This is a genomic window from Flavobacterium sp. P3_A6 (genome assembly GCF_056403035.1).
In genome coordinates, this window is the sequence record NZ_JBFUGG010000008.1 from 115,580 (window position 1) to 127,864 (window position 12,285).

Annotated in this window: 11 protein-coding genes; 6 read left to right on the forward strand and 5 right to left on the reverse strand. The window is 35.0% G+C overall.

The window, feature by feature from the left end; translation table 11 throughout:
* Positions 1-25: 25 nt before the first annotated feature.
* Complete coding sequence (locus tag AC1DVP_RS10370) at positions 26-646, forward strand: L-threonylcarbamoyladenylate synthase (protein ID WP_477183394.1); 621 nt, start codon at positions 26-28, stop codon at positions 644-646.
* A 69-nt stretch (positions 647-715) separates the two neighbouring features.
* Here AC1DVP_RS10370 and AC1DVP_RS10375 read toward each other — a convergent pair whose 3' ends face one another.
* The 3 genes from AC1DVP_RS10375 to AC1DVP_RS10385 all read right to left on the reverse strand — a co-directional run bounded on the left by AC1DVP_RS10375 (position 716) and on the right by AC1DVP_RS10385 (position 3,238).
* A complete protein-coding gene (locus tag AC1DVP_RS10375; protein WP_477183395.1) occupies positions 716-1,579 on the reverse strand; it encodes an OmpA/MotB family protein in 864 nt (287 codons plus the stop codon).
* 71 nt (positions 1,580-1,650) lie between these two features.
* Entirely contained in the window at positions 1,651-2,646 is a 996-nt protein-coding gene (locus AC1DVP_RS10380; protein WP_477183396.1) for a glycosyltransferase family 2 protein, read from the reverse strand.
* A gap of 130 nt (positions 2,647-2,776) precedes the next feature.
* The gene (locus tag AC1DVP_RS10385) at positions 2,777-3,238 is read right to left on the reverse strand and encodes a type I restriction enzyme HsdR N-terminal domain-containing protein (RefSeq protein ID WP_477183397.1); all 462 of its coding nucleotides are present in this window, start codon (positions 3,236-3,238) and stop codon (positions 2,777-2,779) included.
* A 97-nt stretch (positions 3,239-3,335) separates the two neighbouring features.
* Between AC1DVP_RS10385 and holA the strand changes: the two genes are divergently transcribed.
* The 4 genes from holA to ettA all read left to right on the forward strand — a co-directional run bounded on the left by holA (position 3,336) and on the right by ettA (position 8,363).
* Complete coding sequence (gene holA, locus AC1DVP_RS10390) at positions 3,336-4,340, forward strand: DNA polymerase III subunit delta (protein ID WP_477183398.1); 1,005 nt, start codon at positions 3,336-3,338, stop codon at positions 4,338-4,340.
* A gap of 11 nt (positions 4,341-4,351) precedes the next feature.
* Complete coding sequence (gene pulA / locus AC1DVP_RS10395) at positions 4,352-6,370, forward strand: type I pullulanase (RefSeq protein ID WP_477183399.1); 2,019 nt, start codon at positions 4,352-4,354, stop codon at positions 6,368-6,370.
* Between the two features lie 68 nt (positions 6,371-6,438).
* Complete coding sequence (locus AC1DVP_RS10400) at positions 6,439-6,621, forward strand: CAL67264 family membrane protein (protein WP_100430709.1); 183 nt, start codon at positions 6,439-6,441, stop codon at positions 6,619-6,621.
* 50 nt (positions 6,622-6,671) lie between these two features.
* On the forward strand, positions 6,672-8,363 hold the full coding sequence (ettA, locus tag AC1DVP_RS10405) for an energy-dependent translational throttle protein EttA (protein WP_477183400.1): 1,692 nt from the start codon (positions 6,672-6,674) through the stop codon (positions 8,361-8,363).
* Between the two features lie 346 nt (positions 8,364-8,709).
* Here ettA and AC1DVP_RS10410 read toward each other — a convergent pair whose 3' ends face one another.
* Together AC1DVP_RS10410 and AC1DVP_RS10415 are read right to left on the reverse strand one after the other, a co-directional pair.
* Positions 8,710-9,126 (reverse strand): thiol-disulfide oxidoreductase DCC family protein, encoded by a 417-nt coding sequence (locus AC1DVP_RS10410; RefSeq protein WP_477183401.1) that lies wholly within the window; start codon positions 9,124-9,126, stop codon positions 8,710-8,712.
* Between the two features lie 141 nt (positions 9,127-9,267).
* Positions 9,268-11,433 (reverse strand): endonuclease MutS2, encoded by a 2,166-nt coding sequence (locus AC1DVP_RS10415; RefSeq protein ID WP_477183402.1) that lies wholly within the window; start codon positions 11,431-11,433, stop codon positions 9,268-9,270.
* Positions 11,434-11,613: 180 nt separating this feature from the next.
* Between AC1DVP_RS10415 and ung the strand changes: the two genes are divergently transcribed.
* The gene (ung, locus tag AC1DVP_RS10420; RefSeq protein ID WP_477183403.1) at positions 11,614-12,285 is read left to right on the forward strand and encodes a uracil-DNA glycosylase; all 672 of its coding nucleotides are present in this window, start codon (positions 11,614-11,616) and stop codon (positions 12,283-12,285) included.

Genomic DNA, 12,285 nt, shown 5'->3' on the forward strand with positions numbered 1-12,285 from the left:
AACTATTAAACTTTAAACAAAAAAAATGGCACAATTCATAAAAATATACGAAGACAAACCCAACGAAGCAGCAATTGCCAAAGTCGTCAAAGTTTTAAAAGACGGAGGTTTGGTAATTTATCCAACTGATACCGTTTACGGATTAGGCTGTGATATCACTAATTCCCGTGCTCTTGAAAAAATTGCAAAAATAAAAGGAGTAAAGCTGGAAAAAGCCAATTTTTCTTTTATTTGCCACGATTTAAGCAATTTATCCGATTATGTAAAGCAAATTGATACTTCGACCTTCAAAATACTTAAAAGAGCCTTACCTGGACCTTATACCTTTATTCTTCCGGGAAATAACAATCTCCCAAAAGAATTTAAAAAGAAAACTACAGTTGGTATTCGTATTCCGGATAATTCAATTGCCTTAGAGATAGTGCGCCAATTAGGAAATCCTATTGTTTCAACTTCTATTCGTGATGAAGACGAAGTTATAGAATACACAACCGATCCTGAACTTATTTTCGAAAAATGGCAAAATTTGGTTGATATGGTTATTGACGGAGGCTATGGAGACAATATTGGGTCAACTATTATCGATTTATCGGGAGATGAACCAATAGTAGTGAGAGAAGGAAAAGGGGATATTGATATTTTATAACTTTGCTTTAAAAGCATAAAAAAAACGCTTCGAAATCTCGAAGCATTTTTTATGAATTATAATTATGCCTTATTTTTGAACTGGTGCAGTTGTTGCTGCTGCTCCTGGTTGTTTTTTCATTTCTTTTTCAACCATATCATAGAACTGATCAATTTTTGGCATTACATAGATACGAGTTCTTCTGTTTTTAGATTTGTTCTCTGCAGAATCATTAGGAACCAAAGGAACGTAAGAACTTCTTCCTGCCGCAATTAATTGTGCCGGATTTACTCCTAAATCATTAGATAAAATACGAATAATAGCTGTAGAACGTTTTACACTTAAATCCCAGTTATCAATTAAACAAGCATTTCCTTTTAAAACATCAGTATCTGTGTGGCCTTCAACCATACATTCAAAATCAGGTTTATCATTTACTACTTTAGCAACTTTAGACAAAACTCCTTTTGCCTTGTCGCTAACTTCATAACTGCCGCTTTTGAATAACATTTTATCAGAAATAGAGATAAACACTACCCCTTTATCAACATTAATTTCGATATCCTTATCATCCAATCCTACTACAGATTTCAAACTGGTAACAACCGCAAGAGTAACGCTGTCTTTTTTAGTCAATGCATCTTGCATTCGGCTAATTTTCAAATCTTTCTCTTTGATAGACTCTAAAGCTTTTTCAATATTTTCTGCACCTTTAGTTGACAAAATCGTCATGTCTTTTGAGGTAGAAATCAAATGCTGATTTGTTTCTTTTAAACCATCCACTGTTGCTTTAAGCCCTGCTTTTTCTTCTAGGCAAGAATTTAATTTTACAGTACAGGTATTTAACAAATCTTGTGTTTCCTTGTTTTTAGCTTCCAAAGCTGCATATTCTTTTTTAGACACACAAGAAGTAAGGAGTGCTAAAGCAGATAGTGTAATCATTATTTTTTTCATAGATATCAAGTTTAATTAAACGTGTTTTACAAAGTTAGTTTTTAAATGTTAATTTTAAATGTAAATTATTGTTAAATTAGGTCAGCAAAAACTGTGCCACCTTTAACATAATAAGCATAAACGATGCTTTTCGTTTTAAAGTATATTCTGGTTTGTTTTTTTTCTCTTTTCTTATAATTTTTAAAAAAGAGCCTGTAAAAAGAAAAATGTGCGCGTATAATTGCCAGACAATGAACAAATTGACCTGAAAACACAAATTTAACTCCGGCAACGCCATCCAAAATCAGTCTGATGAAAAGCACTTGAAAAAGAGTGTTTTGTGGTAAATTTTTTGTTAACATTAATAACGAATTTCTAAAGTTGAGATACGTTTTTTTTGAATTAGCCTTTTGCAAAGTTGCACCTCCAACATGATAAACAACTGATTGTGAAGTATATCGAACACCATATCCTTTATTAAGTGCGCGCCAGCACAAATCAATTTCTTCCTGATGGGCAAAAAAATCTTCATCAAAACCTTTCAGTTCTTTATAAACAGAGCTTCGGATAAAAAAACAAGCACCCGAAGCCCAGAAAATTTCTGCAGAATCATTATACTGGCCATTGTCTTTTTCTAAAGTTTCAAAAATACGCCCGCGGCAAAAAGGATAACCAAACTTATCAATAAATCCCCCACCAGCACCCGCATATTCAAAATAGTCTTTCTTTTTAAAATCCAATATTTTGGGCTGAATTATTGCTGTTTCGGGTTCAGTTTCAAAAGTTTCCAGAATGGGTTTCAGCCAATTTTCGGTTACTTCAATATCTGAATTTACCAAAGCATAAATTTCGGCATCTATATGTTGCAAGGCATCATTATATCCGCCTGCAAAACCTAGATTCGTTTTATTTTGCACAATTTTAATCGTCGGGAAATTATTTTTTACAAATGCTATTGATTCGTCTGTAGAGGCATTATCGGCAACATATACAGTTGCCTCGGGAGAAAATTGAATTACGGAAGGCAAAAACTGTTCTAATAGTTTCACTCCATTCCAATTCAGTATAACGACGGCTATTTTTTCCAAGGAATTTTATTATTTTACCGCAAAGTCCGCAATGTTTTAAATTGCAAAATCTACTAGATTTATATTTTAAGTTCGCAAAACAAGAATTTAAAAAGGTATTGCATCAAATCTGATGCTCAAAGCTCTTTTTCTATATTCTATTCTCTATGTTCTCATAATCGGGCAGTTCTCTCAAAAACTCATATTTTTCATTTTCAAAATCCATGATGCAAAAATAATGATTTAGCCCATTGGTAACCATCAAAAATTCGGCTTCCATAGTCATATTATATCTGGCAATTTGATCAAAAACGGCTTGGCTAATTTTAACTTCTGGAGCTTTGCATTCGATTAATATAAAAATAGTGCCGTTGGGATTGAAAACCACAACATCATAGCGTTTACGCAACCCGTTGACCATTAGAACTTTCTCGACATTGATTAATGATTTTGGATATTTTTTTTCTTCCAATAAAAACCGGACTACATGCTGGCGAACCCACTCTTCGGGCGTGAGAATGATGAATTTTTTCCTAATTTCGTCGAAAATAGACACTTTATTTTCGCTATTTTTGAAACGAAAAGCATAGGAATGAAAATTGAGTTTTTGCATGAGGCAAAAATATAAAATAGTTTTAGGTTTCAAGTTTAAAATTTCAGGTTATTGAAATAAGAACTTGAAACCTGAAACCTGAAATTTTAAATAAAAAATGGACGAAGTTATAAAGATTGTTAATGATATAAAGGCCGGAAACATCAAACCCATTTATTTTTTGATGGGGGAAGAACCATATTATATTGACAAATTATCCGAATATATAGAAACAAATGTTTTATCCGAAGAGGAGAAAGGTTTTAATCAGACTGTTTTATACGGCAGAGATATCAGCATAGAGGATGTAGTTTCGACAGCAAAACGCTATCCAATGATGGCCGACCGTCAAGTGGTTATTATCAAAGAAGCTCAGGAATTATCCAGAACAATCGACAAAATTGAAAGTTATGTAGAGAACCCAATGCCTTCAACCGTTTTGGTTTTTTGTTATAAATACAAAACTCTGGATAAAAGAAAGAAAGTCACCAAACTCCTTGCCAAAAACGGTATCGTTTATGAAAGCAAAAAACTCTATGAAAATCAGGTAGGCGATTGGATTAAACGTGTGTTAGCCGGGAAAAAATACACCATCGAACCCAAAGCATCTGCCATGTTGGTCGAGTTTTTAGGAACAGACTTGAGTAAGATTAATAATGAACTCGAAAAACTGCAAATTATACTGCCTGCCGGAAGCACAATTTCTGCCAAAGATATCGAAGAAAACATCGGATTTAGTAAAGATTATAATGTATTCGAGCTGCGAAAGGCTATTGGCGAACGCAACCAACTCAAAGCCTATAAAATTGCCGAAAATTTTGCCCAAAACCCCAAAGACAATCCAATAGTAATGACAACTGGTTTGGTTTTTGGATTTTTTGTCCAATTGTTGAAATACCACGGGTTGAAGGATAAAAATCCTAAAAATGTAGCTTCGGCACTGGGAGTTAATCCTTTTTTTCTAAAAGATTATGATGTGGCAATCAAAAATTATCCAATGAAAAAAGTCAGCCAGATTGTTGCTTCATTGCGAGATACTGACGTAAAAAGTAAAGGCGTGGGAGCAAATAGTTTATCACAAGCCGATTTATTACGTGAGATGCTTTATAAAATATTTAATTAAACAATCAAAAAATGTTTGGTTCCCCTAAAAAAATCCATTTTATAATTGGCTTACTTCTCACAGCAAATTTTGCCATGGCTCAAAATCCAAAAATAAACACTATCCAATATGCTTCTTTTGATGCTTATCCCGTTTATTTGAAAGATGATTTAGGCATGACATATTCAGCCTGTAAAACTACAATTAAATTATGGAGTCCCAATGTTGAAGAGGTCAAAATCTATCTTTACAAGCAAGGTAACGGAGGAGAAGCATTTACTGTTAAAAACTTAGATTACGATTCAAAAACCGGAGTTTGGCAAATTGTTTTAAATGGCAATTACCACAATACTTATTATACTTTACAAGTAAAAAATAAAGGAAATTGGTCGAACGAAATGCCCGATCCTTACGCAAAAGGAGTTGGCGTAAACGGAAACCGCGGCTTAATTTTCGATCCAAAACAAACCAATCCAACAAATTGGAAAACCGACAAACAGCCTCCTTTAAAATCCGCTTCAGACATTATACTGTATGAAGCTCATGTTCGTGATTTTTCAATTGATTCTTCATCTGGCATAAAAAACAAAGGGAAATTTCTTGGAATCACTGAGAAAAATACCCAGAATAGTTTTGGAGAAGCAACAGGATTAGACCATTTAAAAGAATTAGGAATTACCCATTTGCATTTGCTTCCTGTATTTGACTACAAATCGATTGATGAAACTTCATTAGATAAAAACGATTATAATTGGGGTTATGATCCTCAGAATTACAACTCTTTAGAAGGGTCATATTCAACCAATCCTAATGATGGATTAATCCGCATGAAGGAATACAAACAAATGGTTCTGGCTTTGCATGAAGCTAAAATTCGTCTGGTAATGGATGTGGTTTACAATCACACCAGTTCTACTGATATTTTTGACCAATTGGTTCCGGGCTATTATTACAGAAGCTGGCCAGATGGAAAACGTTCGGATGCAACTGCCTGCGGAAATGAATTTGCTTCTGACCGAATAATGGCACGCCAATTCATGCTCGAATCACTTAAATATTGGGTAAAAGAGTATCATATTGATGGATTTAGGTTTGACCTTATGGCCGTACATGATATTGAAACGATGAATGCTATTTCGGCAGCGTTAAAGAAAATTGACCCAACCATCTTTCTATACGGAGAAGGATGGACAGCAGGAAATTCTCCCTTGCCGATTGAAAAAAGAGCTCTAAAAAACAATGTGAAAAAGTTAAATGACATTGCTGTTTTCTCTGATGACATTAGGGACGGTGTAAAAGGCCACTGGTCCAATGTTTCTGAAAAAGGTTTTGTTAGCGGAAATCCAAATTATAAAGAAGTGATTCAATTTGGAATTATCGCTTCAACTAACCATCCGCAAATTAAGTACGATTCCAAAAGGAGTTATGCACAATTTCCTTATGCCGAGAGCCCAACAAAAGTTATTGGCTATGTTTCCTGTCACGACAACAACACATTGTACGACAAACTAAAAATAGCTAACCCTACAGCAACCGAAGACGAGTTGGTACAAATGGACAAATTGGCTAACACAATAATTTTGACCTCACAAAGCATTCCTTTTTTACACATGGGCGTAGAAATGAAGCGTACCAAAATGGGAGTTGAGAACTCCTATAAATCACCGGACAGCATAAACAAAATAGATTGGAACTGGAAACATGAAAATGCAGCATTGGTAGAATATTACAAAAACCTTATTGAATTAAGAAGCAGCCATCCAGCCTTTAAAATGACCTCCGAAAAGATGATTCAGCAGCATTTGGAATTTTTGACGATTAATTCTCCCTTATTGGTTGGATATACCTTAAAAAACAATGCTAATGGCGACCTATGGAAAAATATAAGAGTCTATTTTAACGGAGATAAAAAAGAAATAAAGCAAGCCCTTGACGGAACATGGAAAATGGTCTGCAATGGAGAAATTATTAACCAAAACGCAATTGAAACCATTAAAAATCAATTCATAACAATTCCTGCCAGCAGTGCAGTTATTTTGTACCAGGAATAACTATTTTAATTAAAAAGTATCCTAAAAAATACCGATATTTGCACCTCTCAAAAACAAATACTGCAATTATGGGAATGAATAAAAATACTATTTTAGGGTGGGCAACTTTAATAATGGTCCTAATGGGATTATTATTGATCGGATTAGGCGCTTTTCGATATGATGATGTAGCGGGCTGGGGATTTGCGGCTGTTGGAATTGGATTTTTTGCCATCGCTTGGGTATTTAGTTCTCTAAAAGGCAGATTGTAATTTGCATTCAAAACCAATAATTAATTACATATAAATTAAAACATTTAAACATGTCAGACGATAAGAAAGTAATTTTCTCAATGCAAAAATTGAGTAAAACCTATCAAGGAGCAGATAAACCAGTGCTTAAAAACATCTATTTGAGTTTCTTTTACGGAGCTAAAATTGGTATTTTGGGTCTAAACGGTTCTGGGAAATCATCACTTTTGAAGATTATTGCCGGAGTTGACAAAAACTATCAAGGTGATGTTGTTTTTCAGCCGGGCTACACTGTGGGGTATTTAGAACAAGAACCTATCCTTGATGATTCCAAAACCGTTATCGAAATTGTTCGTGAAGGTGCTGCCGAAACAATGGCAGTTCTTGAAGAATATAATCAAATCAACGATTTGTTTGGTCTTCCGGAAAACTATGAAGACCAAGACAAAATGGACAAGCTAATGGATCGTCAAGCAGCTTTGCAGGACAAAATTGATGCTCTTGGCGCTTGGGAAATCGATACCAAACTAGAAATCGCAATGGACGCTTTACGTACGCCAGATGGTGATACACCTATCAAAAATCTTTCAGGAGGAGAGCGCCGTCGTGTAGCTTTATGCCGTTTGCTGTTGCAGCAACCAGATGTTTTGCTTTTGGATGAGCCTACCAACCACTTGGATGCTGAATCTGTACTTTGGTTAGAACAGCACTTGGCGCAATATGCCGGAACTGTAATTGCAGTAACGCACGACAGGTATTTCTTGGATAATGTTGCAGGCTGGATTTTAGAATTGGATAGAGGTGAGGGTATTCCTTGGAAAGGAAATTACTCTTCATGGCTAGACCAAAAATCAACCCGTCTGGCACAAGAAGAAAAAGTAGCTTCTAAGAGAAGAAAAACTCTGGAGCGTGAGTTGGACTGGGTTCGTCAAGGCGCAAAAGGCCGTCAGACTAAACAAAAAGCACGTTTGCAGAACTATGATAAACTCTTAAACGAAGACCAAAAACAATTGGATGAAAAATTAGAAATTTACATTCCAAACGGCCCAAGATTAGGAACAAATGTTATTGAAGCCAAGAATGTAGCCAAAGCTTTTGGAGACAAATTATTATACGACAACTTGAATTTTACTTTGCCACAGGCTGGAATTGTTGGAATTATTGGGCCAAACGGTGCTGGTAAATCAACTATTTTCAAAATGATTATGGGCGAGCAAAAAACAGACAGTGGTGAATTTTCTGTAGGAGACACTGTAAAAATCGCTTATGTAGATCAAGCGCATTCTAATATCGACCCGAATAAATCAATCTGGGAAAACTTTTCCGACGGCCAAGAACTAATCATGATGGGTGGAAAACAAGTAAATTCAAGAGCTTATTTATCGCGTTTTAACTTTGGAGGAGGCGAACAAAACAAGAAAGTATCAATGCTGTCTGGTGGAGAGCGTAACCGTTTGCACCTAGCCATGACTTTGAAAGAAGAAGGAAATGTACTGTTGCTGGATGAGCCGACGAATGATTTGGACGTAAACACACTTCGTGCATTAGAGGAAGGTTTAGAAAACTTTGCTGGCTGTGCCGTTGTGATTTCGCACGACAGATGGTTCCTTGACAGAATCTGTACACACATTTTAGCTTTCGAAGGTGACTCCGAAGTATACTATTTCGAAGGAGGTTTTACTGAATACGAAGAAAACAAAAAGAAACGCTTAGGCGGCGATTTAACTCCAAAACGTTTGAAATACAGAAAATTAATTAGATAATAATTCTTCTAATTCCAAAAAAAGTAAAAGCCTCAAATTATAATATTTTTTGGGGCTTTTTCATTGATTTTTCTGATATAAAATATATAAATAAATGGATAAAAACAAAAAAGGATGCTCACAGAAAGGCACCCTTTTTCTTTTTAGACAAAAAAAACTAATCATTTCTTTTTATTTAGTATCCATAAAAAACACAGTTCTCGTTTAAACCAATAATTACCAACTCGAAAACAACTATGAATGCGCGGTTTTTTATGAATGCCTTCTAATAAAAATTAACTTTTAAGATTATTCAAATTTACAACAGCAATCCGGCTGAAGAAATGACATTTATCATGAAATCGAATTATTCTAAAAATTTTATTTTTAATTCTGGTGTAGGCATCATGCAGCTATCTTTTTTGCCATACCATTTGTATCTGTTTTTCGCAATATAATCATAAAGTAAGTTTCGGATGTTTGTTGGAATAATTCTGAAAACAGTTCCAAAATGCCAAAAACCGCCAAGATTTCGTGCGATTTGAATTGCAGCCGAAGATTTATAATAATAGGCGATTCCTGGTTCATACAAAACAATGCTGTCAATGTTTGCTGGATTTACGCCAATATGATTAAGAATTTGTTGTCCCAATTCTGATTGTAAAGCCACGAATCGAAACACATCCTTTTGATCATGCTGAATCACAAACTGCACTGCCGAATTACATAAATTACAAACACCGTCAAAGAGAATTATTTTTTTATTAGGAGGGAGATTTTGCATTTTTTTCTTTTTTTATCATTGTGAGAAAGGAAGCAATCTCATTTTGTATGTCTGTTTCAATAATCCACAAAGTCTGCTCATGCAAGTGAGTTTGCTTCGTTCCAAAGACTCCCTAGACCGAATACAGAATCTATTAACTTTTTACTTCTTACCCGATTCTACAAATTCCAATTCATCCAAACTTACTTTCGAAGTAAATAGTCCATAATTCACCACTGCTTTATTTTTCTCTATCTTATCAATACTTCCGACTGATTTTCCGTCCAGCATACGCACTCGGTCACCCACTTTTAGAATAGGTCTGGGCTTTTCAATTATAGGTTTTAGTTTCTTTTCTTTCTTTTCCTTGCGAATTTCTTCAACGACAACGGTAACTTCTTTTATAACCTCTTTTTTCTTCTCAATAATTGCTTTAGCCTCTTTAGGAGTCGCTTTTTTGCGTTTGGAATTTTCTATTTCAACAATTTTTAAAAATTCTCCTATCAGGTCTTTTTTATTTTTATTATTGAAATATTTCTCGGCAATATCTTCTATTTTTTGACCAATGTATATCGTCTTTTGATTGCTGTCGTATAATTCCTGATAGCTTTCTAATTTTTGCTTGATTTTTAGATTGATGTCTTCCATTTTTTTGCTCTCTTCCCGTGCACGAGTTTCTTCTTCCTTGAGATTTGTGGAAGTTTTTTCCAATTTCGAACGCTCTTTTTGCAAGTTGGCAATTGTTTTATCAAAACGGACTTTTCCAATCTCAATTTTCTTTTTGGCCCGATTGATTAAACTAAAAGGAATTCCGTTCTTTTGTGCGACTTCAAAAGTAAAAGAACTTCCTGCCTGTCCCAAAACCAATTTGTACATCGGTTCCAATGACTTTTCATCAAAAAGCATGTTCGCATTAGTCGCGTACGGAAGTTCATTTGCTAAAATCTTGAGGTTCGAATAATGCGTAGTAATTAACCCGAATGCTTCTCTATGATAAAACTCCTCTAAGAAGATTTCAGCCAAAGCACCACCCAATTCAGGATCGGATCCCGTACCAAATTCATCAATCAAAAACATGGTTTTCTTATTGCACTTCTTTAAAAAGTAGTTCATGTTCTTCAAACGGTAACTATAAGTACTTAGATGATTTTCAATAGATTGATTATCTCCAATATCTGTCAGTATCCTATCAAACAGAAACGTTTCACTGCGTTCGTGAACAGGAATCAGCATACCCGACTGCAGCATCAACTGTAACAAACCAACGGTTTTCATCGAGATGGTTTTACCTCCAGCATTAGGTCCTGAAATAACAATTATTCTGTTTTCTTGGCCTAATTCGATTGTTTGAGGATAGGTAACTTCCTTTTTCTGTTTATTCGTAAGATACAAAATAGGATGATAGGCATCCCTAAAATAAAGACGGCGTTCCTCAGTAATCGTTGGTAAAATTCCGTTTATTCTATTGGCATACTTTGCTTTGGCGGCAATCACGTCAATATCGCTCAGGAAATCCTGATACTGAATCAGCAAAGGTAAAAACGGACGAATGGCATTCGTCAATTGTTTTAGAATCTTTGTAATTTCTTCTTTTTCCTCATATTCCAAATTGCTTAATTCACGGGAATATTTAAGCGTATTTTCGGGTTCGATGTAGGCGATGCTTCCTGTTTTGGAACTTCCCAGTATAGAACCTTTCACTTTTCGTCTGTACATCGCCAAAACGGCCAAAACACGGCGGTTTTGGACAAAGCTTTCTTTAATATCGTCTAGATAACCCAAACTGTTGTATTGCGTCAAGGCTGATCCAAAACTCTGGTTCACTTTTCCCCGAACCAAATTCATCTCTCGGCGTATTTCCAAAAGTCGGGGAGAGGCATTGTCTTTTATCTCTCCGTATTTATCCGCCACAGCATCGACGAGAGTAATAATTTCTTTTGTGAGCTGAATTCCGGAACTTTTGGCACAAAGATTTGGGTAATAGTCGTTGAATTTATTTAAAAAAGCCAAAAGAACATTGGTCGTTTCGGATATTGTGGCAATTTTTCTAAACCCGCCCACTTCAAGAAAACTGTCTTCGATGGCGAGAAATTTAATTTCGTATGTAATGGCATCAAAGCCGTGATTGGGAATCGCATTGTTATTCTGAAAAGAAGAAACATACTCGGATGTCTGCATCAATGCGCTCATCAAAGATTCTTTTTCTCTAAAAGGGGTTATTTCCAAGGCTTTTTGCTTTCCTATATCAGTGTTGCACATTTCGGAAATCGTTTCGAGAACTGTAGGAAATTGTAAATCTTGTAATGTTTTTTCGGTAATGGAGATCATTTATTAAATTGATTTTACGCTACAAAAATAAGGTTATTTAGGAAAGAAACATAACCTTATTTTACAGAGATTACAAGAGTAAAATCAAATAAATTTGATTTTACTTATAGTTTTTTTGTTTTAATCATTTTGCAAATCTATTTAAAATCTTCGTTTATCTTTGTGAAATAACTTTTGAATATGAACCTCAACTTAATTCCTTCTTGGCAATCTGTTTTATCTGATGAAATTCAGAAACCATATTTCCACGAATTGATGAAGGCTGTTGACGAAGAATATCTAAATTCAGTTTGTTTTCCTCCTAAAGAGCTGATTTTTTCGGCCTTTAATAATTGTTCTTTTGAAGCTGTAAAAGTAGTTATCATCGGTCAAGATCCTTATCATGGTGATGGTGAAGCCAATGGCTTATCTTTTTCTGTAAATGATTCTGTTCGGATTCCACCATCATTGCGTAATATTTTTAGGGAAATCAACACCGATTTGGATTCGATTTTTATGCCAAGCTCCGGAAATTTAGAATTTTGGGCTAAGCAGGGAGTTTTATTGCTTAACGCATCATTAACGGTGAGAAAAGACAATCCGAACAGCCATAAACACCTAAAATGGAATCTTTTTACGGATGCCGTTATTCAAAAAATATCAGACGAAAAGGAAAATGTGGTTTTTATGCTTTGGGGCAGTTTTGCGCAAAAAAAAGGAGCTAAAATTAATCGGGAAAAGCATTTGGTTCTAGAATCGGGACATCCTTCGCCCATGAGTGCCAATCAGGGAAAATGGTTTGGAAATAAACATTTTAGCCAGTCAAATTTATATTTAGATAAGAATAAATTGGAAAAGATCAATTGGTTGTAA

Excerpts from the sequence above, each read along its gene's own strand:
- AC1DVP_RS10370 (WP_477183394.1), top strand. The coding sequence starts at position 26 with ATGGCACAATTCATAAAAATATACGAAGACAAACCCAACGAAGCAGCA.
- AC1DVP_RS10375 (WP_477183395.1), bottom strand. The coding sequence starts at position 1,579 with ATGAAAAAAATAATGATTACACTATCTGCTTTAGCACTCCTTACTTCT.
- AC1DVP_RS10385 (WP_477183397.1), bottom strand. The coding sequence starts at position 3,238 with ATGCAAAAACTCAATTTTCATTCCTATGCTTTTCGTTTCAAAAATAGC.
- holA (WP_477183398.1), top strand. The coding sequence starts at position 3,336 with ATGGACGAAGTTATAAAGATTGTTAATGATATAAAGGCCGGAAACATC.
- pulA (WP_477183399.1), top strand. The coding sequence starts at position 4,352 with ATGTTTGGTTCCCCTAAAAAAATCCATTTTATAATTGGCTTACTTCTC.
- AC1DVP_RS10400 (WP_100430709.1), top strand. The coding sequence starts at position 6,439 with ATGGGAATGAATAAAAATACTATTTTAGGGTGGGCAACTTTAATAATG.
- ettA (WP_477183400.1), top strand. The coding sequence starts at position 6,672 with ATGTCAGACGATAAGAAAGTAATTTTCTCAATGCAAAAATTGAGTAAA.
- AC1DVP_RS10410 (WP_477183401.1), bottom strand. The coding sequence starts at position 9,126 with ATGCAAAATCTCCCTCCTAATAAAAAAATAATTCTCTTTGACGGTGTT.
- AC1DVP_RS10415 (WP_477183402.1), bottom strand. The coding sequence starts at position 11,433 with ATGATCTCCATTACCGAAAAAACATTACAAGATTTACAATTTCCTACA.
- ung (WP_477183403.1), top strand. The coding sequence starts at position 11,614 with ATGAACCTCAACTTAATTCCTTCTTGGCAATCTGTTTTATCTGATGAA.